This window comes from Desulfovibrio inopinatus DSM 10711, from assembly GCF_000429305.1.
Lineage (GTDB): Bacteria > Desulfobacterota > Desulfovibrionia > Desulfovibrionales > Desulfovibrionaceae > Alteridesulfovibrio > Alteridesulfovibrio inopinatus.
On the sequence record NZ_AUBP01000012.1, the window covers coordinates 151,902 to 171,793 of the forward strand.

17 protein-coding genes are annotated in these 19,892 nt (G+C 51.0%); 7 read left to right on the forward strand and 10 right to left on the reverse strand.

The window, feature by feature from the left end; genetic code table 11:
- Window positions 1-66 precede the first annotated feature (66 nt).
- The 3 genes from G451_RS0111315 to G451_RS0111325 form a co-directional block, all read right to left on the reverse strand.
- The gene (locus G451_RS0111315) at window positions 67-1,296 is read right to left on the reverse strand and encodes an ABC transporter substrate-binding protein (RefSeq protein WP_051261402.1); all 1,230 of its coding nucleotides are present in this window, start codon (window positions 1,294-1,296) and stop codon (window positions 67-69) included.
- Between the two features lie 33 nt (window positions 1,297-1,329).
- Window positions 1,330-2,631: a 4-aminobutyrate--2-oxoglutarate transaminase gene (gabT, locus tag G451_RS0111320; protein ID WP_027184351.1), complete on the reverse strand. Its 1,302-nt coding sequence runs from the start codon at window positions 2,629-2,631 to the stop codon at window positions 1,330-1,332.
- 396 nt (window positions 2,632-3,027) lie between these two features.
- Window positions 3,028-4,761, reverse strand: coding sequence for a sigma 54-interacting transcriptional regulator (locus tag G451_RS0111325; protein WP_027184352.1), 1,734 nt, complete (start codon window positions 4,759-4,761; stop codon window positions 3,028-3,030).
- A 159-nt stretch (window positions 4,762-4,920) separates the two neighbouring features.
- On the opposite strand from G451_RS0111325, the gene G451_RS0111335 reads away from it, so the two are divergent.
- Both G451_RS0111335 and G451_RS0111340 read left to right on the forward strand, forming a co-directional pair.
- Window positions 4,921-5,805: a FecR family protein gene (locus G451_RS0111335; protein WP_051261403.1), complete on the forward strand. Its 885-nt coding sequence runs from the start codon at window positions 4,921-4,923 to the stop codon at window positions 5,803-5,805.
- 111 nt (window positions 5,806-5,916) lie between these two features.
- Window positions 5,917-6,261: a cupin domain-containing protein gene (locus G451_RS0111340; RefSeq protein WP_027184354.1), complete on the forward strand. Its 345-nt coding sequence runs from the start codon at window positions 5,917-5,919 to the stop codon at window positions 6,259-6,261.
- 79 nt (window positions 6,262-6,340) lie between these two features.
- Here G451_RS0111340 and G451_RS28945 read toward each other — a convergent pair whose 3' ends face one another.
- On the reverse strand, window positions 6,341-6,751 hold the full coding sequence (locus G451_RS28945) for a hypothetical protein (RefSeq protein WP_051261404.1): 411 nt from the start codon (window positions 6,749-6,751) through the stop codon (window positions 6,341-6,343).
- A gap of 32 nt (window positions 6,752-6,783) precedes the next feature.
- Window positions 6,784-7,164 carry a cupin domain-containing protein gene (locus G451_RS0111350; RefSeq protein ID WP_027184355.1) on the reverse strand — a complete coding sequence of 127 codons (381 nt, stop codon included), beginning with the start codon at window positions 7,162-7,164 and terminating at the stop codon, window positions 6,784-6,786.
- 316 nt (window positions 7,165-7,480) lie between these two features.
- Here G451_RS0111350 and G451_RS33640 point away from each other — a divergent pair, with 316 nt between their 5' ends.
- Window positions 7,481-7,642, forward strand: coding sequence for a Flp family type IVb pilin (locus tag G451_RS33640; RefSeq protein WP_084448513.1), 162 nt, complete (start codon window positions 7,481-7,483; stop codon window positions 7,640-7,642).
- Between the two features lie 161 nt (window positions 7,643-7,803).
- Window positions 7,804-8,103: an antibiotic biosynthesis monooxygenase family protein gene (locus G451_RS0111360; RefSeq protein ID WP_027184356.1), complete on the forward strand. Its 300-nt coding sequence runs from the start codon at window positions 7,804-7,806 to the stop codon at window positions 8,101-8,103.
- A 1-nt stretch (window position 8,104) separates the two neighbouring features.
- Here the strand turns inward: G451_RS0111360 and G451_RS0111365 are convergent, their stop codons facing one another.
- Together G451_RS0111365 and G451_RS32680 are read right to left on the reverse strand one after the other, a co-directional pair.
- A complete protein-coding gene (locus tag G451_RS0111365; protein ID WP_027184357.1) occupies window positions 8,105-8,296 on the reverse strand; it encodes a hypothetical protein in 192 nt (63 codons plus the stop codon).
- Between the two features lie 10 nt (window positions 8,297-8,306).
- On the reverse strand, window positions 8,307-8,984 hold the full coding sequence (locus G451_RS32680) for a phosphatase PAP2 family protein (protein WP_169727867.1): 678 nt from the start codon (window positions 8,982-8,984) through the stop codon (window positions 8,307-8,309).
- Window positions 8,985-9,099: 115 nt separating this feature from the next.
- On the opposite strand from G451_RS32680, the gene G451_RS0111375 reads away from it, so the two are divergent.
- Together G451_RS0111375 and G451_RS0111380 are read left to right on the forward strand one after the other, a co-directional pair.
- Entirely contained in the window at window positions 9,100-13,575 is a 4,476-nt protein-coding gene (locus tag G451_RS0111375) for a DEAD/DEAH box helicase (protein ID WP_034641802.1), read from the forward strand.
- 189 nt (window positions 13,576-13,764) lie between these two features.
- Window positions 13,765-14,787: a hypothetical protein gene (locus tag G451_RS0111380; RefSeq protein ID WP_027184359.1), complete on the forward strand. Its 1,023-nt coding sequence runs from the start codon at window positions 13,765-13,767 to the stop codon at window positions 14,785-14,787.
- Window positions 14,788-14,977: 190 nt separating this feature from the next.
- Here the strand turns inward: G451_RS0111380 and feoB are convergent, their stop codons facing one another.
- From feoB to G451_RS0111405, 3 genes are all read right to left on the reverse strand, one after another.
- The gene (gene feoB / locus G451_RS0111390; protein WP_027184361.1) at window positions 14,978-17,173 is read right to left on the reverse strand and encodes a ferrous iron transport protein B; all 2,196 of its coding nucleotides are present in this window, start codon (window positions 17,171-17,173) and stop codon (window positions 14,978-14,980) included.
- Complete coding sequence (locus G451_RS0111395) at window positions 17,170-17,433, reverse strand: FeoA family protein (protein WP_027184362.1); 264 nt, start codon at window positions 17,431-17,433, stop codon at window positions 17,170-17,172. Before G451_RS0111395 ends, feoB begins: the two co-directional genes overlap by 4 nt.
- Before the next feature lie 555 nt (window positions 17,434-17,988).
- A complete protein-coding gene (locus G451_RS0111405; RefSeq protein ID WP_027184364.1) occupies window positions 17,989-18,234 on the reverse strand; it encodes a FeoA family protein in 246 nt (81 codons plus the stop codon).
- A gap of 368 nt (window positions 18,235-18,602) precedes the next feature.
- Here G451_RS0111405 and G451_RS32685 point away from each other — a divergent pair, with 368 nt between their 5' ends.
- A complete protein-coding gene (locus tag G451_RS32685; RefSeq protein ID WP_084448516.1) occupies window positions 18,603-19,880 on the forward strand; it encodes a DnaJ domain-containing protein in 1,278 nt (425 codons plus the stop codon).
- Window positions 19,881-19,892 lie beyond the last annotated feature (12 nt).

Here is a 19,892-nt window from a genome sequence, read left to right on the forward strand (position 1 = left end):
CTCCAAAGCCCCGAGTAATGTCGAGCAGCACCTCCGGGCTGGAGATGCTGCTCGATGATTACGGTTCTAGTTTTTCGGCATGGGGAAAACAGGCGTATATCCGGCGCGACGAGCGCTCTTGGGCCAAACCGTAATGCGTTCCAGACCGCTCCCGAGATCATTGATCTGAACCACCGACAGGGCAGCATTTTCGTTTTGTCCAGACTCATCGAACTTGACGGAGTCATAGGTGACAATCATGCCCGGGCCGGTCTTGAGATCGGTCGAGGCCAGTGCTTCACGAATTTTTGCGGGCTCAAGGGAACCGGCGCGCTCAAGTGCATCGGCCAGGACATACATGGCCACATACGCGTCAACAGCTTCACCAGTCAGGTTGGAGCCGTAACGTTCTTTATATTTCGCGTTGGTTTCTTTGGCTCCTGGTTTGTTAACGTCCGCTTCCCATTCCACAATGTCGAAGACATAGCGAGCGTTGTTACCGGCACCGCTGAGGAAGGTGGGGTCGGCATGGCCGCCACCGGAACCGAGGATAACTTTGGGACGAACTTTATAGTCGGCCAGTGTGTTGGTCAGCAGAATAGCATCGGCCGCATTGGAGGTCAGCAACAGCACATCGGGACGGGCACGACGAATTTTATTGACCACTGGGGTCAGGTCGGTCGCCGTGGACGGATAGGGTTCGTTCAATACGACTTCAAAACCATTTTCTTTGGCCAGCTTTTCCCACTGCGCCGCAAATCCCGTTCCCCAGTCGCCGTTTTCATAGACAAAAGCGACGGTCTTGAGATCTTCGCCGAACTCCTTTTCCATTTCTTTGAGGAAGGCGAACTGGTCACGCGTCCACCAGGAGTCTTTAGCGGCAATACGGAACACATTTTTGAAGCCACGTTCCGTGATGGTGTCACGAACAGACACGGGCACGATGTAGGGAATACCGTAGCGTTCGGCAACAGCTGTGGAAGGATAGGTGACCCCGGAGTTCCACGCGCCCGTAAGAACATTGACTTTATCATTATTGATGAAGCGCTCGGCTTCGGTCACGCCGACGTTAGGGTCGGATTTGGAGTCGGCATAGAGCAGTTCGATTTTGGCACCGCCAAGAGACTTGATGCCGCCTGCTGCGTTGATTTCTTCAACCGCCATTTCGCGTGCATTCTTGCCTTGCAAACCGACGGATGCAGACGGGCCAGACAGAGGCAGAATGTTGCCGACTTTGACCGTACCGGCGGCAGTGGCTTGCATGGCGAAGGCCAAGCTCAGGCAGACAGTGGCGAAACACAGAAAAAAGCGCTTCATGAGATACTCTCCTTTGATGAACGGTTGCCCGGATTACGCGGCGTGGGCCGCGATTGCTTCCTCAAGGATGACCATGGCGCGCTCAAGCTCTTCGTCGGTGATGACAAGAGGCATAAGCGTACGGATAACATTTCCGAAATTGCCGCAGGTCAACAAAATGAGCCCATTTGCCACACACTGGCTGGCAATGGCCTTGGTTTTGGCCGCATCTGGCTCTTTTGTTTTGGGATCTTTGACGATTTCCAGGGCCAGCATGGGGCCTTTGCCACGAATATCGCCAATAATGGGGTACATTTTCTGCAAAGCTTCAAGACGAGAGCGAAAACGTTGTCCAAGCTCATTCGCTCGGTCAAGGAATCCGTCGCTTTGCAACACCTCAATGGCCGCCAACGAGGCTGCACACGAAATGGGGTTGCCGCCATAGGTGCCACCGAGTCCACCGACATGCGGAGCATCCATAAGTTCTGCTTTCCCGGCGACCGCCGAGATTGGCATACCTGCGCCCATGCTCTTGGCCATGCAGGTCAAATCGGGAACAACACCCCAGTGCTCCATCGCCAGCATTTTTCCTGTGCGCCCCATACCGGTTTGGACTTCATCGGCAATGAAAACAATACCGACTTCTTCACAAATGGCTTTGAGTTTATGGAAATATTCAGGAGGAGGCGTCAGGAATCCCCCTTCGCCGGTGATGGGCTCAACAAGCAGACAAGCAATGTTTTCCGCAGCAGAATAGCTGATAAAGAAATTCCGAAGGAGATCGGCACACGCCACGCCACAGCTCGGATAGGCTTTCCCCATCGGACAGCGATAGCAATCGGCATACGGGATGCGATAAATTTCCGGAGCGTACGGGCCAAAACCAAATTTATAGGGTTTAACTTTACTCGTCAGGCTCATGGTCAACAGCGTGCGGCCATGAAATCCCTTTTCAAAAGCAATGACTCCAGGTTTTCCCGTCGCATATCGAGCAATTTTGATGGCATTTTCCACAGCCTCGGCCCCGGTATTGAACAGGGCAGCCTTTTTCGGAAAATCCCCCGGAACAATGGAGCATACCTTTTCCGCCAGAGCCACATAGCCTTCGTACATCACGATGTGAAAACAAGAGTGGGTGAGCTTTTCGGCCTGCTCTTTGATGGCCGCAACCACTTTGGGATGACAGTGGCCGACATTCAACACACCGATGCCACCGGCAAAGTCGATATACTCACGCCCCTCAACATCGGTGACGATGCCACCCTGCGCCTTTTCAGCAAAAATAGGAGCCAGGTTGGAGACTCCTTTTGCTACAGCCTTTTCCCGTCTTGTGTACAACTCGCTGTTTGTTGCCATATTTGTTCATTCTTGGTTGAGGTTAGACGATTTCCTCTTCTCAGCAAATTGCGAACCAGATAAAAATATGGCTAAATTTCAATGCATTACATAAACACCACCCTTATGTTACATATCATCGATTCAAAAACGAATCAATTTCCGCCACACACCACTGCCAAGCTCTTCTTTTTCGATTCAAGATCGAATCGATCAAGCAATCAATCAAACGAGAAATGATACATTATTAACGGACGACAACAAAGACAACACAAAAAAAGTGTTTTATTATTGAGGATTGACCAAGAACAGAGAGAAATTTACGCAACGACAAGCACAGGGCAAATCGATTCAGAAATGAATTATCGTGCCCGATGCGATTACAAACGGACTCTGATGAAAAATATTTAGAGCGTATTATAGCCCATGCTTCCGTAGCTTACGTACCACGGTTGGCTGACTGAGTCCAAGAAGACGTGCCATCTCACGTGTTGAATGGGCTCGTTGTTTTGCACGAACCAGACACGCCCGCTCCACTTCGGTCAACGCCTTGGCTAAGTTAAAGTCCGTCCCGTTGCCCACGTTGTGATCAGTATCACCTAAGGCTTGACCAAGAAAATCATCCAGAGATTCTTCATCGGTCATGACGACGCCTTTTTTGATTATATTACGAAGCTCTCGGACATTACCCAGAAAACTATAGTGCAACAACCGTTCAACACCGCGCCCGCTCATGGTCTTTCGGACATTGTAGCGCTTACAATACTCATCAAGAAAATGGCTAGCTAACTCATAAATATCTTCAGGACGCTCCCGCAGAGGGGGAATACGTAAGACCAAGGCATTCAATCGGTAAAACAAATCTTCCCGAAAGAGTTTTTTTGCAACCATATCCTCCAAATCTCGATTGGTTGCGGCGATGATGGTGCAGCGAAGGGATTTCGGCGTCGAACCTCCAACCGGTAGATATTCTTTTTCATCCAGACATTTCAGAAGTTTGGCTTGAACCGTAAGTGGAATTTCCCCGACTTCATCGAAGAAAAACGTCCCCTTTCCGGCAAGTTCCATAAGCCCGGCCTTCCCTGAGGTATTCGCACCGGTAAATGCACCCTTCTCGTACCCAAACAATTCCGCCTCAATGAGCGACTCAGGCAGTGCCGCACAGTTCACCGACATAAATGGAGCGTCTTTTCGAGGGCTTTGCGCATGAATGAATTTCGCAAACATGCTTTTTCCCGTACCGGATTCGCCAAGTAATAAAATATTCGACGCATTGAGCTGCGCCAACTTCAGAGCCGTGGTGGTCACCTGACGCATGGCCGGGCTTTCCATAACCATGCCTTGGCCTTCAAGTTCGAGCATGGTGAGGCCAGCCAGCTCATCCTGTACTTTCGCCTTTTCCCGTTTGGCATCTTCCAAACTTTTACGCATGTTGTTGAGGTCTGTAATGTCTCGCTCATTGACCACGACCATAACGACTTCGGACTTGTCGTTGAGCACCGGGGTGCCCGTAACAAGCAATTGTTTTCCCGTGCGTTGAATGTCCTGAATGATGGATTCCTGACGCTTACGCTCCAAGACTTTCAACGTCACCGATTCATTGACGAAACTTTTATTACGCAACAGGGTATACATGGGTTTCCCGACAACATCTTGGGCTTTAATCGCATTGAGCTGTTCTGATGCCCGGTTGATCTCAAGTACCCGTCCTTCACCATCGGTTACCCAAATACCATCGCTTGAGGAATCGAACACGGCTTTGAGCTGTAATGCCATATTCTGATATCCATCAAGTTGAGTCGCCAACTCTTCGAAGCGTTCCGGTCGTTGAAGACTCACCACAGTACCGGCCAATGTTTCATTGGAAAAAAGCGGTGTAATCTCAAAAAACAAGTCGCGTCCTCGGTCCACGATGCGACCATACCCTTGTTGAAACGCGGTGGTTTTCACGGCTTCACGGGCCAATGGTGCTGCCAGGGGCAAAATGACTTCAGCAGGCCCCCCTATACATCCATCAATATCGCGCCCACGCTTTGTCAAAAAAAGTCGTGCAGGGCGGTTCAAGCACATCACGTTACCATCTAAATCAATGGCCACGACGGCATAACTGACGGAATCCAGGATATCGATAAGGTATTGCGATTCGAGCATGGCCCAGTGCTACCCCAAAACCGTTCATCCAACAATCTGAGAAGTTCAGCGATGAAGTGAACGGCATTTTCTTATGGCATACTATTTGAGAGAAATGATATAAACGGATATCTTCCCTTCATATCAACGATATATCGTTATTTTCCAAAGGAGATCATTATGAAATCACCAAGGTTGCTCTTGCTTTCGGCAATCGTCATGTTGTTTTCATATGTTCCACAAGCGATAGCACAGTCGTCAGAGCCTGTAGGTTATGCGTTGGACGTGGAACACTATGTTGCAGCACGAGAATCAAAACAATGGAAACGCACTCTTCAAACGCAGAGCCCTGTCTTTCTACAGGATATTGTGGAGTCTGGCGACAAAGCCAAAGCCGTCTTCACATTCTGGGATGGAGCAAGTCTCGCTCTGGCAGAGAACAGCGAAATTGTCTTGGCCGATTTTGTCTATGATCCCAACGCCCCGACCTCAGATAAACTTGTTATGGAAATTGGCAAAGGCGTCTTTCGTGCTGTCACCGGAGCGGTCGTTTCCAAGCAAGAAAACCGATTCCAGATAAAAACCCTCCGTGGTGTTGTCGGGGTCCGTGGAACGGATTTGTTGCTTATCCTCGATGCAATGCGGCTTGTGGTGGCGGTATTGTCCGGCGGACCAGCTTTATTCACCTCCGCAACGACAGGAGCTGTCTCCACGATTAACCATGGCATGGCACTGATCGTCTCCTCAGCTAATCCAAATGGAGCACTCGTCCCCATCACCACGGATATGCGAGATCAAGCTGAAAACCTTGGCCATAATCCTGAAGAAATACGAGAAACCGCTGCCAAAATCCTCGGTCGATCCAAAGGCTCGCTCCGCGGCAGCAACCAGGAAATCTTGTTGAGGACACGCCAATACATTCACGATCTTATGACCGAAGATCGATTGAACCGTATTCAAATTGAATCTGTCATGGAAGAACGCGGCAAAAAGGATGGAACGGATTCAACAGACGGAGACCATAACCAAAACGATGGAGGGAGTTGCTCTGGCAATCGAGGGTAAGTCCGAAACGATTGAGAGAAACGTGCCGGAACTTCTTGCTTTTCAGACGATTTTCGTATTTGTTTGGCCAGGGTGCACGGGACGCAACGAGCAACTTGAGGAGAACCGGCTATGACGATTCTGCAAAAATTGGACGAGATCGCGAAGAAACCCCATCCTGTTGCCGAGGGTGTCGATCTCCAACTCATGCTGACGAAGGCCGCACATGGACTGGACGTCTCCTGTGTGCTGGTCAGCGTTCCTGTCGGAAAGGAAGTGCCTGAGCACACCCATGCCGAACAGGTGGACATCGCCTTCCCGCTCCAGGGCAAAGGGACCATGTTTGTTGAAGGCCAAGGTGAATTTCCGGTTGAACCGGGAAGCATTGTATGTGTCCCGAAAGGAGCCAAGCATCGTATCTTCAATGTCACAGAAGATCTGCTGCTCTACGAGGTTTTTACGCCGGCATTGTTCTAAGCATTGTCGAAACGGTTATGAAGAAAAACGCGCCGCTTTGCTTTGACGAATGCGGCGCGTTTTGTATTTGGAATGGGGGCTACTGGTTTATGGCAATGATTTTAAGCAGCCCGTGTTCATCGGGGCTAAGCCAAATTTCACCGTCTCCAATCATGATACCTTGATAATTTGCGAACAATGTATCCGGATCCTGCGAAAGCACGGCCTGCTTGACCTTGGCATTGACCATCACGCTATACTTCTGCACGGCTTGTTTCTCGTTCTTGACGGTCGCCACGACACCGTTGTCGCTACGAACTGTCAACGGATATGAAAGAATCTGAGCAAACGCAGCCGCATCATTCTTTTCTACTATTCCCTTCAGTTTCAGGACAAAATCCTTGACCACAGCATCGTCGTCCACACCAGCGACGCTATATTGGCCAGCGAACGCCGTCTGTACACAAAAACACAGAACAATCACGCCAAGAAGACTCCATACAGAACGCATTACCGTACCCCTTTTCTTCTTTTAATGTTCCGCTACACCGTTCCTGGACCAGCACCATCGACCCAAACCGGTGCGACCGTCCGATCTCCGCCAGCATCACCAGTATTCACCGTTGCCACCGGCTCCACAAGAAGGACATGTGTTTCCTCAGCACATACCGGCTTGTGCTCCACTCCACGAGGAATCACAATCATCTCTCCGGGACGAAGCGTTTCTTGCCGATCTCGAAAGTGCATGACCAGTTGGCCATGTATGACATAAAACAACTCATCTTCTTGTTTATGGCTGTGCCAAACAAACTCTCCCTGCAATTTTGCCAATTTGATATGTACATCGTTCACTTGCCCGACGATGCGCGGACTCCAAAATTCTTCAAACGATTTCAGTGCCGACTCAAGATTTATGACAGACATGAACAACTCCTTTTTCTTTATTTCATATCTTTCATCAAGCGATAGTAAAAAAACAATCCACGTTGTGTTGACACTCCATTATTCCCCGAGAGTAGATCCATTACAATGTGATCGAACGGAGGTAATACATCATGTACTGTGATCGTTTTCTCAAGGCAACAAATCTATTTTTCACATAACACACTAAAATTAAATAGAAAAACATACATTTCACATTTCAACAGAAATCTGCGCTTTTTTGGCACAACTCGTGCTTTATACCAATCAAAACGTAACGAGAACGATACAACTTTATTTTTAATACAAGGAGTTTACCATGAACGCACTGATGAATTTTTTGCGAGACGACGAAGGCGCTTCCGCTGTTGAATACGGCCTGCTCGCCGCTTTGATCGCTGCTGTTATCGTTGGTTCGGTTGCCGCACTTGGACCGAAACTGAAGAAAGCTTTTGACGATGTGACCGCCGCCCTTCCGTAAACCTCTTTGCCTGCTCGACAACGTTCAAAACGCGAGACAGCCGCCTCCCAATAGAGGCGGCTGTCTCGCGTTTTGGGCGTTGTCGAATAGCAAACTTTCGGATTAGTATGCACGTTCAACCTCACAAAGAGAGATCACAACCGCATTCCAAAGGATATGTCATGCATACCATTGTCCGCATAAATATCGAGAATATCGAAGAATTGATCTACATTGTTGAAGAAAAAATCACACCGTCTTTATTACAACAACGCGGCTGTCGACAGATTCAAATCTTCAAAAGTCTTGAGAACCCCAACGAACTCAATATTATTTCCGAATGGGATACAGAAGAAGATGCTCGCAACTACTTCAGGCTCGATAAAATACATACGCTTTGGGAGAGCCTGCCAAACGCGCATCTCGTCGGAGGTATTCGTTACCTCAAGCTCGTCTACAATTCTAAAAAAAATGACGCATAAATTATTGCAGCGTGGATGACACACACGTGGTCATACGTGCTTCCATGTCTGCATCCAGGTCAAAACCGACCGGTCCGCTTGTCGATTTTCCCAAGAACAACGTCGTCATTTCATCAATGTCATCTCTCTCGTCAATGTCAACGGACTCTTGTTCCAACTCGACCATCTCGTCATCTTTCTTCCGTTGGCTCATGATATCCTCCTCAGACCTGGCGATCTGTCGAGCGTCCGTTTTCCATGCTATATGCCCCCACAACGAGACATATCCCCCCTAAAACATATCCGGCAACAACATCGGTCGGATAGTGTACGCCAAGATAGAGGCGACTTACTCCAAGAGCGACAATCAGTACGGCAAAGACAACCAAGCCCCATTGTACAACGATGCCGCCTCCAGAAACACCTGTCTTGCGTCGAGTCAACAAAAGATACACGAAAAATCCGTACAACGCCATGGCTATACTGGCGTGCCCGCTGGGGAAAGAATAGAATGATTCGCTATATACGGCGCCACTCGGACGCGGTCGTTTCACGAGCCATTTCACGACATTGGTCAATACATAATCGAGACCGGCACTCACCAACAGGCCCCGCATTGCAATAGCATCACCCAACCGATACAAGCCCCATGCGCCACATGCCATCACAGGAACGGTCACGAACCATTTGCCGAAAAGCGTTATCAAAAAAAATGTATCCCCCATGCCGATCGTGCGTTTTCCTTTCATCCATTGAGAAAATGCCACATCCCATGGAATATTCCCTTTTGTATCGACAACAATTCCGGTTATCCCTAAAAAAATCAGACTTAAAACGAGACCCAAAGCTGCCAAGCGTACCATACGCCGTTTGCTCGATTGCCTCTGTGTTCTCTTCTCCACGATTGCACTATCCCATTGCTTCATACTGCCCAATACCATAGCCTCAGAAGCATATCCATGGTAATATCAATTATTCTTGCAACGTTCCTCTGGCTATTCTTCAAGGTCTATCAACATGAGTCTACGTGATATTTTCCATCCCCTCATTGCCGATTGGTTTTCCAAGACATACGGCTCCCCCACCCCGATTCAAGCTGAGGCATGGCCGGCTATTGCCCGTGGCGATCACGTACTGGCCTGCGCTCCAACCGGGTCAGGTAAAACCCTTATGGCATTTCTCTATGGGCTGAACCAACTCGCGACCGGAGCGTTCTCTCCCGGCGAGGTACGCATCCTGTACATATCCCCGCTCAAAGCACTGAATACGGATGTCGCCCAAAACTTACGTGAGCCCGCCCGTGCCATTGCTGAAGCGTTTGCCCAAGCGGAACAGCCCGTTCATTCTGTACGCATTATGACGAGAAGCGGCGATACGCCGTCGTCCGAACGGCGTCGCATGCTCTCCAGACCGCCTGAAATTCTTGTCACCACGCCGGAGAGTCTTGGTATCTTGTTGACCACACAACCGGGTTCCAACCTGTTTTCCGCGTTATCCATGGTCATTCTCGATGAAATCCACGCCGTCATGTCAAACAAACGTGGCGCCTATCTCATGGCCAATGTAGATCGACTTGTTGCCCTGAGCGGCAACTTTCAACGTATTGCCATGTCAGCCACCATTCAACCGCGTGAGACCGCTGCAGCCTTTGTCGGAGGATTTGTTCGTCAAGCGAATGGCCGTGTTGTTCCACGTCCCATGACCGTCCTGTCCCCGGACCCCACAACATCTCACGGGCTTGAACTGACGATTTCCGATCCCATGCCGAGCCATTCGGACAAAATCTTACCCAAATCCGATATACCGGTTTGGGATGCCATGGCCGCTCGTATGGTGCCGCGCATTCTCTCCAATCGGTCCACGCTCGTTTTCACCAACACCCGCCGTTTGTGTGAACGCCTCACTCGGCTCTTGAACGAACAGCCGTCCGACCACATAGAGCCGGTTGCTTTTTCCCACCATGGTTCCTTGTCGAAGGCTATTCGGCAAAGTGTTGAAACCCGACTCAAACACGGCGAACTCAAAGCCATTGTTGCCACGGACTCCTTGGAACTCGGCATCGATATCGGGGAACTCGACGAAGTGCTTCTTGTTGAAACACCGCCGTCTGTCTCCAAGGCATTGCAACGCATTGGTCGAGCCGGCCACGGCGTTGGTCAGACAAGCCACGCAACCCTCTATCCCAGCCATGGCCTTGATTTGCTTCAAGCCGCAGCACTCGGGATGGCCGTTGCTCAACGCGACATCGAACCGGTTCGGCCTGTCCTCGGTCCGCTCGATGTGCTGGCACAAATCATTGTCTCCATGAGCTGCACCCAACCACGCAATTGTGATACGCTTTTCGATGAATTACGTCTGAGTTACCCCTTCCACACCTTGAGTCGCCGACAATTCGATGGCGTTATCGATATGCTGGCCGGCCGGTTTGAGCATCTGCGACTGGCCGAATTGACGCCACAAGTCCACTTTGATCGACTCGATAACACCATCTCAGCGAAACCGTCGTCGGCACGACGTGTCTTTCTTTCCGGCGGCGTTATCCCGGATCGAGGGTATTTCCGCCTGCGTCATGCCGGGACCAAATCCATTATTGGGGAGTTGGATGAAGAATTTGTCTGGGAAGCAACCATAGGACAAACATTCCCTTTCGGTGCCGGGTTATGGCGCATTACCGACATCACGGCCGCTGATGTACTTGCCGAACCGGCTTCCCGATCCAATGCGCCGGCTCCATTCTATAAAGGCGAACAGCGTGGTCGCGATACCCATTTTTCAACACATGTCGCAACGTTGTTGACCGAACTCGACGAACGACGCGACGCCCCCGACCTTGCCCACGATCTTATGAAGAGGAGCGGCCTCGACACGCCCGCAGTTGAACGCCTCTTGGATTTTCTCGAAACCCAGCGTCGAATTTTGAAAACGGAACTTCCAGGCTCGACTCGCATCGTTATCGAACGCGCCAGTCTGGCCGCTGGCGGCGCCCCCGGTGGTCAACTCAGCTTGCATTGTCCGTGGGGCCTCCCGCAAACTCGCCCTCTTGCCCTGGCGTTGGAGGCTGCAGCCTTGCGTCATACCGGCTGCCAAACGGCGGTTTTCGCCGGTGATGACCTGCTCGTTTTCGCCGGACTCCAACAACCAGACGAACTCGACCTTCAAGCTGTTTTGCGATCCCTCAATCCGGACAACATCGATGAACTTGTGGCAGCTCGCCTGGACTCCACGGGCTTTTTCGGGACTCGCTTTCGAGAATGTGCCGGTCGGGCACTGCTCTTACCCCGTGCCGGGTTCAACAAACGCACCCCGCTCTGGCTGACGCGGCTTCGCGCCAAGAAAATGCTCGCAACCGTCCGCCAACTTCCCGACTTTCCCATAGTGCTCGAAGCATGGCGTGAATGTCTCCACGACGCCTTCGACATGGATGGCTTACGCGGACATCTGGCCGATATCGAAGCCGGCAATATCACCATTCTCGAAGCACGTACGTATGGACCAAGCCCCTTTGCACGCGCTGGCGATTGGCCGCAAATCAACCAACTCATGTACGAGGATGACACGCCGCAAGCATCTCCCCAAGGAAATGGGCCGGGGCTGGATGCTTCGCTTCTTGCCGAAATCCAAACCGGGAACGAAGCCCATCCTGTGCTTGATCCCGATATTGTCGCCACCTTCACGGCCAAACGAAAACGACTTTTTCCCGGATACGGCCCCGCCGACGACATCGACTTCCTTGATCATGTAAAAGACCGCCTGCTCATTCCAGAGAATGAATTTCATGACCTGCTCACCGCCCTGCACGGGCAGCCTGACATAACGTTGCTTTCCGAACATGTTCGTTCTCGCCTCTGTCGATGTCTCTCTCCGAAGGCAAGGAATACTCATTCATTTATCGCCGCGGTGGAAAACCTTCCGCATATACAGGCCGCTTTTCCCCAATTCCAAAACATCACCGTATTCGACCTCAACGACCGTCAATACCCTCTTCCCGCGCCGCTCAACCTTGATGACAGCAGTCGTGCCGACCTTCTGCTCCAATGGCTTTCCTATGTCGGCCCCCTCTCGTCCGATGTTCTCCAGAACCAGCTTTTGCCGGACCAAAGCGACTTGGAAAAACTTCTGGGGCTTCTTCTTGCGTCACATCGAATCATTCAATCGGTACCGATGCATGGGATCGATGCGTCACAAAACCTTTTGCTTGATGCAGAGTCCGATGCCATTCTCTTACGCCTCTGTCGTCAAGCAGCACGTCGCCGCGTTGTGACGCAGCCCCTGGACCATCTTCCTGCTGTGCTTGCTACCCGCCAGGGACTTATCCCCCCAGGACAAAACGAAGACGATTTGTACGACCGCGTGACATTGCTTTCCTGCTTGCCCATTCCGGTAGGACTTCTTGAGACAGAAATCATTCCTGCTCGCGTCACACGATACGATATGGCCCGGTTTGATAGCCTGTTCTCGCAATCCGATCTTCTCTGGTTCGGACAAGGCGAAAAGACCATTCTTTTGTGCCCGGAAAACGAACGCGTTCTTGCCTTCAATAACACGTCCCCAAACGAAAACTCCCAAGCACTCGCCCAATATTTCGTTGACCCGCACGCGGCCTACGATGTCACGACACTGGCCCGGCATGCCGGGATCGGAGTTTCTCAACTGACTCCGCAAATCTGGGAAGCCGTATGGCAAGGGTACGTCGTTAATACCGGCTTTGCAGCGCTTCGCCAGGGGCTTGCCCAAAACTTCTCTGCCCCCACTTCCGCATCCTCTCGACCAACATCGGGACGGTCCAGCAGCAGACGCGGACGACGGCGTCCCCCGCGTTTTTCCGAATGGAAATCGCATATTCCATTCGGCGGGAGTTGGCGGTTGCTTCCTCCGCCGACTCCACCCCGTGACGCGGTAGATGAGCAAGAACGGTGTCGGGAACGTATTCGTCTCCTGCTCGACCGATACGGCATTCTGTTTCGCGATTTACTTCGCCGAGAATTGCCCGCGTTTTCATGGAGTCGTCTTTTCCGAGACCTCCGGCTTATGGAATTTTCCGGAGAAGTCCTCGCCGGAGTCTTTTTCGACGAAATTCCCGGTCCACAGTTTGCCGCCCCGGACCTCGTTACGTCTCCTCCCGACCCTGATGCCGTCTACTGGATCAATGCTGCCGACCCGGCATCGGTCTGTGGCCTTTCTATTTCCGGCTTACGCGCAACACATCCCGACCGTCGACCAACAACGCATCTCTGTTATCACGGAAATCGGCTTGTTTTTCTTTCACAACGCCTCGGAAAAAATCTGATATTTCATGAACCGCCCGACAGCCCAGGGCTTGAACGATATCTTCTTCCGCTCACCCATCTTCTTACCCGAACGGTTTCACCACTTCCACGAATCAAAGTCGAAACCATCAATGATCTTCCTGCCGGGCAAAGTCCATATCTCTCGTGTCTTCACAGCATGTTCCTTGCTACTCGCGAGCCATCTGGCGTGAGTCTTTGCCTTTAACATCCCACAAAACCCAACATCATCGTCTTATGCGACGCGAATCCCTTCCACTGGCCTGAACTTTGCTATATGCTTGAACACACCGCGGTGTTTCCGCCCCTCCCTCCTCCCTTCTTTCCGGTGCGTTTTTGCGGAAACACCAAGAGCCTCGTTCCTTCCTTGCATTGCGACACCATAAAGGAGACTTCGATGTACATCATTGCCTCGTTTCTGTTGGTTTTGGCCATGACTGTTCCGGTTTTTGCACAAACGTCCAACTCCGACGACATCATTCCGGCACTTCATCTCATCATCAACGATACGGATTCAGTGAATGCCGGCATCATCAGTTACCGTCTGGCTTCAGGCGGCGTCTATCTCATCCGTCCGCAGGCTGGAGCCACCCCTATCGATGTTTCGGCCCGTCTCGATAGTTCTTTCTCTGCGGGAGACGATAGTTGGCTCAATATTTCCCCGAACGGAGAATGGTTGTTACTCGAAACAGAACGCTTCGGATGCACAGGATGGGCGTGCTTAGCTCGTGTCTCAATCGATTTTACACAAGGCGAGACAGTTGGAACAGGTGCGAATCTCGTGCATAGTGAAGGATTTTCCGCAATTGACTCCACGGGGAATCTTGTCGTGTATTCAAGTACCGACGGACCGCACGATGTAGACTTATATGCCATTACCCGCGTTTCCGGCGTATGGGGAACCCCGCTCTTACTGACACAATCCTCCACGTTTTCCCGCAACGAACAACCTGCCATATCCGAAGACGGCCATACCACGCTTTTCAACTGTCGTAATTTCGAAGAACCGACAACAGCCAGCATCTGTGAAGTTGGCACCGATGGGTCCGGTTTTCGTGTTGTGACCACGCCGTCCGATACTCCTGCAGGGGTGACCACCGTAGGACAAGCCTTGCATCAACCGGATTACGCACTACAGGGCAATATTGTGTACGAAGGAGATTGGGGGGGAGAAGCCATCTATACACTGCCCGCCGGACAAACCACGCCGGTAAGAGTCAACGCGCAATATAACAATGATAACTCTCCGTGCGTCCTGCCAACGGGCGTCATCGCCAGTCTCTGGCTCGACCGCCCTGGCGGACAAGGCGTACACGAACTCAAAATCATGGATGCCGATGGACAAAACGGTGTTGTTCTCCTTCAGGACATCGATGTCTTCGACCTTGGCCTCGGTTGTGGCAAGGATATGTTGAAATAAATGAAGAAAGGGGCGGAGAGTGTCATTTCCGCCCTTCTTCATTTTGATCTGCATTCAACCGTGAATATCCCGATCTTTACCGATCCCATTACAGTAACAACTCCCCTGACCAAAATACAGCGGCGTGTCTCAGAGGTACTCCAGAGACACGCCGCTTTTTGCTATATCAACGTTTGCCAAGCAAACGGCATCAAATCATGATTCCGACCTGGTAGATAAGCGTCGCCAACGTGAACGCCAGTACGGTATTGAACACGGCGCTGAATGCCGCCCATCTCCACGAAGTTTCTTTCGCCATCACAACGATGGTGACAAAACATGGAGCATACAGCAAAATAAAGACCATGAGGCTCATCGCCTTGACCACAGTCCAACTGGAATCATGAGCCAATCGTTCAGCCAAAGAATCAGTTACTTCTGGTCCGCCTCCACCGAGTGAATATGCGGTCCCCAAGGTGGAAACGATAACTTCCTTGGCCGCAATACCGCCGGTGAGTGCAATATTCGTTTGCCAATCAAACCCCGCCAACCATGATACGCTTTCCAGAGCCACACCAAGGCGCCCCGCCAACGATCGACGTAAAGCAAATCCAGATTGCTCTTTCTCGATCGTATCAAGTTGCCTTTGCAGGTCATTCAATGTTTGTCGTGACTGATCATCGGTTTGTCCTGACAAAGCTGCCATTTCGGTTGAAATCGCCACCGAACGGGTTTCAAATGCTTGAAGCTCTTCCGCCGACGGGCTGGGAAACGTCATGCATGCCCAAATGAGAATGGAAATCGCCACAATGATCGTGCCGGCTTTTTTAATATATTGCCAGGTCCGTTCCCACGTGTGAATGAGCAGTCCACGCATTGTGGGTAATCGGTAGGGTGGGAGTTCCATGACAAACGGTGTACTCGGACCACGAATAATCGTCATCCGAAGCACCTTGGCCACGAGCAGAGCGACGCTCCATGCCACCAGCGTGACCCCAAACATGGCTTGGGCCTGATATTTGGGAAAAAAGACGCCGGTGAGCAGAATAAACACCGGAAGTTTGGCTCCACAGGTCATAAACGGAGCGGTCAGGATGGTAGCCAAACGTTCCTTGGGACTACGCAACGTCCGCGCTGCCATAACACCAGGAACGGCACAACCGCCGGCAATACCACCGGAGATAAGAAACGGCATCACCGAACACCCATGGAGACCGAACGTTCGAAAAACGCGATCCAGCATATAGGCAACGCGAGCCATGTAGCCCGAGTCCTCAAGAAATGCGATGAGAAAGAAAATCAGTAAGATCAGCGGAACAAAACCAAGCACCCCACCGGCACCATCGATGATACCCGAAATAATAAGCGACTGGAGCAGACCGGGCGGCACAAGAGCCACCACCACATCCCCCAACCAGGAGAAAAACGCTTCGGTCCAGCCCATGGGGATTTCACCCAAAGAAAATGTAATCTGATACACCATGTACAACACGCCCAGCATAATCAGTGGACCCGCAAACTTGTGCGTCAAAATCAAATCCATCCGATCAGACATGGCAATGCGTTCTTCGCGTGTATCGCGCTGCAACACGCCCTTCTTCAGCATGGACGCAATATAGCCGTATCGGTAATCCGCGATGACGGCTTCAGGATATGTCGACAGGGTTGCTCGGCAGTGTTCGGTTTCACGGGCAACCCGCGCTTCGAGATCAGCTGCCAATTCAGCATCGACCAGCTTGCCCTGGCGCTTAATCTCATCGTCTGATTCCATATATTTAAGCGCAATCCACCGCGCAGGATATCGATCTGTCAAAAATCCTTTCGCCTCGATCTGACTTGTCATATCAAGCAATGCTTCATCGAGATCGGGGCCATACGAAATCGTCAGCGGTTGCCAATCCCCCTGCCGAGATCGCGCAACAGTTATGGCCTCCTCAAGCAACTCGGAGACACCGAGCCCCTTCCGAGCCACAAGTTTGACCACAGGCAAATCCATGAGGTGCGACAATCGATCTGCATCGATAGTAAGGCCTTTTTTTTCAGCCTCATCCATCATATTCAGCCCAAGCACCACCGGAATCCCCATTTCGAGGAGCTGCACCGCAAGATACAGATTGCGCTCAAGCGCTCCGGCATTGGCAACATCCACCACCACCTCGGGACGACAATCGGCAAGAAAATTTCTCGCGACCACCTCTTCCAAAGAATACGCGGTCAACGAATACGTGCCGGGCAGGTCGACGACATGAATATCACCGGCGGCACTTTTGGCTGTCCCTTCTTTTTTATCGACCGTAATACCGGGATAATTTCCGACATGTTGCCGAGAACCGGTCAAGGCATTGAACAACGTGCTTTTTCCGGCGTTGGGATTCCCGGCCAAAGCCATGGTAAACAACGTGCTCATGCGCCTGCGCTCCCGGTGTCTCCATCGCTTGGCTCTTCCACAAAAATGTGGTCCGCTTCATTATTGCGCAGAGTCAGCGTAAAATCCTTCAATCGTAATGCAACAGGATCGCGAAGTGGTGCCCTTCCCACAACTTCAATGTCTGCACCTCGAACTAATCCCATATCCCGAATACGCCGCCCCAGTTCACCTTCTGCCAACACTCGGGCAATGCGGGCCTTTTGACCAACCTTGAGCTTGCGAAGAGAAATTTGTTCCATGTGTACATCAACTCCGATAGATACGATATGGTGACAAGAGTGTGCCTGTGAAACGCACTCTATCTGAAAAGAAAACGTTTTGCACAAAAAAACCTCCCACGAAGGGAGGTTTTTAGAAAACCGCCCAATAGCGGTCTTATGTTATTGGGGTGGAAAAGAACGGAGATCCTCTATGCCGTCTTTTTTCTCGGAAGAGATCGAGGAACATCCTGTAGAATTTTGGCACGTGCCCTCACTGGAGCATGATCCATTCACGGCATGACTTCCACCGCCCGAACAGCAGTCGGAACCACAGCCGCACCCGGCTTTGCCTCGAGATGACAGCATGATCCGCCGTCCAATATACACGGCTGCAACAGCAACTATAGCCAACACAAGTAATGAGTCAAGATTCATCATAACAACTTCTCACTCAACTGCGGCACTCGTTAGTCACTGGCGTGACAAAAACATGAAAGAAAAATTTTCGTGTTACCATCACGTCCAATACAAAACAGTCTCTACGCCTCATTCCTACAAGAGCACGCGCAGTATAAAATTTTATTTATCGACCGATCACGCGGCAGGCGCACATAAAAGTTTTTCAGCCATACCGCAACCGAGCACAAGTTCACTGTCCCGCACGCGCAGCTTGCACGGTCCCATGCCGGATTCGCAAACTTCAACCGTGGTTCCCGGTGTCAATCCCAAAGCGCAGAGACGACCTCGACACTGGCAACCAGCATCATAGTCCGCAATGGTGACTTTACTTCCTTTCGGAAACTGATTGAGAGGGCACATGGCGTCTTTGTATCTGTGCATTGTGCAGTCCTTTCATTTCGTGACGGTTCTAGGTGTCATAGCCGACGACATGCCGAATATGTCTCGAAAAGAGACAAAGAAGTGACGGTTAAACATGTTGTAATTCACTTGATAATGAATGTCAACTTCTCCATTCCAAATACCTTCTCTTTTTTTCATTTGAAGCCACTTTTTTCTTTTCAAGCCCCACATTACCCCCAATAAAGCTGCTTCACTTCATTTTGTACGGGTTTACACAGCATATTTTTCAAACAGTCTATCAAGCTCTCGATCAAGAATTCAACAATACGTCGAAATCGAAAAAAAAGCAGTGGCGAGACTCACAAAAAAACGCTACCCCAAAAGCCTCGTAAACGGCAATCCAGGACATGATGACAGGCCTCGAATTCGAGGATTGCCTCGTCAGCCGCTTTCACCGCATGATCGATTTCATCATTTCGCTAATTACGGGCCTGCTGTTTACCGTATGTGCGCTCGGTTCTTCTGCCGGCAAAGCCAATAAACAGCAGTTCGCCAAACGGTTCATCGTCACAACGACGCTGACCACCCTATTCTGTTTCCTTGCCTTTCGGTTGGTGGTGCCCAACATCAACTTAGCCGACAACATCATCAACACGATTCTCATTCTGGAGCGTGGAAATTTTAGTCCACCTGTGTTGAAGCGGCTGATATTGGAAATTTTTCCATTAGCACTGATTAGTGCGATACTCATCCTTGGAGGCTACCTTTCTCGGCATCGTGATCAGTTGGAGGGGAAATCTTTCCGTCAGATCGCTGTTATGCCATTGAATAGCATCAAGAGGCGTGGTCAACAGCTCTTAGCGGGACTTTCCGCTCTTGAACACAGGCTCACAGGAAAAAACCGTTTCTTACGATTTCGCCACCCCACCCCACAGCAGCCATTTCCTTCGTCTACGAAACGAGAACGTCCAACACTGTCATCCTCTCGGCGACGCACACCGCCCACCTCCGTCATCCCTCCTGAACAAAGGGAGTATAAACGGCCATCAACGACGTCACGACCTTCCACGTCTTCGGAGAATAATTCCAGTCCGACAACCGAGCAGGTCCTGACCGCTCTCAAAACGCGTGAAGCCGCTCTTCAGCGCAAAGCCGAAGCTCGACGCCGCATGAAAGCCGAAGAGCGTCGACGTCTCCAAGAAGAATTTGAAGCCCGTGAGAAAGCCCGTATCGCCGAAGAAGAAGAACGACGCCTGGAAAAGCAGCGCGAAAGCGAACGACGACGCCGGGAAGAGGAACGCGAAGCCAAAAGACGACAAGCTGAACGCCAACACCTGGAACAAGCACGCCGTCGCGAAGAGGAGCTGCGTCGTGAGCGCGCTGAAAAAGCGGCGAAGAAAGCGGCCGAACAAGCTGCGCGGGAAGCATCACGGGCCAAGCGCAAAGCCCGAGCCCAAACCAACACCAAATCCAAAAAACCGGATATGACTCCATATTTCACAGTTCTTGGCGTATCTCCTTCGGCAACAGCCGAGGAAGTGAAACGAGCCTATCGTGAAAAAATCCGTTCCTATCATCCGGACCAAGTTCAAAATCTCGGCCCGGAACTCCGTGAGCTTGCGGAACAAAAAACACGCGAAATCAATGAAGCGTATACTATGATCAAACGTTCCCAAACATCGTGACGTTTTTATTGT

Coding starts and splice junctions, on each gene's coding strand:
- gabT (WP_027184351.1), bottom strand. CDS start 2,631: ATGGCAACAAACAGCGAGTTGTACACAAGACGGGAAAAGGCTGTAGCA.
- G451_RS0111380 (WP_027184359.1), top strand. CDS start 13,765: ATGTACATCATTGCCTCGTTTCTGTTGGTTTTGGCCATGACTGTTCCG.
- G451_RS0111375 (WP_034641802.1), top strand. CDS start 9,100: ATGAGTCTACGTGATATTTTCCATCCCCTCATTGCCGATTGGTTTTCC.
- G451_RS28945 (WP_051261404.1), bottom strand. CDS start 6,751: ATGCGTTCTGTATGGAGTCTTCTTGGCGTGATTGTTCTGTGTTTTTGT.
- G451_RS0111325 (WP_027184352.1), bottom strand. CDS start 4,761: ATGCTCGAATCGCAATACCTTATCGATATCCTGGATTCCGTCAGTTAT.
- G451_RS0111365 (WP_027184357.1), bottom strand. CDS start 8,296: ATGAGCCAACGGAAGAAAGATGACGAGATGGTCGAGTTGGAACAAGAG.
- G451_RS0111315 (WP_051261402.1), bottom strand. CDS start 1,296: ATGAAGCGCTTTTTTCTGTGTTTCGCCACTGTCTGCCTGAGCTTGGCC.
- G451_RS0111350 (WP_027184355.1), bottom strand. CDS start 7,164: ATGTCTGTCATAAATCTTGAGTCGGCACTGAAATCGTTTGAAGAATTT.
- G451_RS0111405 (WP_027184364.1), bottom strand. CDS start 18,234: ATGCACAGATACAAAGACGCCATGTGCCCTCTCAATCAGTTTCCGAAA.
- G451_RS0111360 (WP_027184356.1), top strand. CDS start 7,804: ATGCATACCATTGTCCGCATAAATATCGAGAATATCGAAGAATTGATC.
- G451_RS33640 (WP_084448513.1), top strand. CDS start 7,481: ATGAACGCACTGATGAATTTTTTGCGAGACGACGAAGGCGCTTCCGCT.
- G451_RS32685 (WP_084448516.1), top strand. CDS start 18,603: ATGATGACAGGCCTCGAATTCGAGGATTGCCTCGTCAGCCGCTTTCAC.
- G451_RS0111335 (WP_051261403.1), top strand. CDS start 4,921: ATGAAATCACCAAGGTTGCTCTTGCTTTCGGCAATCGTCATGTTGTTT.
- G451_RS0111395 (WP_027184362.1), bottom strand. CDS start 17,433: ATGGAACAAATTTCTCTTCGCAAGCTCAAGGTTGGTCAAAAGGCCCGC.
- G451_RS0111340 (WP_027184354.1), top strand. CDS start 5,917: ATGACGATTCTGCAAAAATTGGACGAGATCGCGAAGAAACCCCATCCT.
- feoB (WP_027184361.1), bottom strand. CDS start 17,173: ATGAGCACGTTGTTTACCATGGCTTTGGCCGGGAATCCCAACGCCGGA.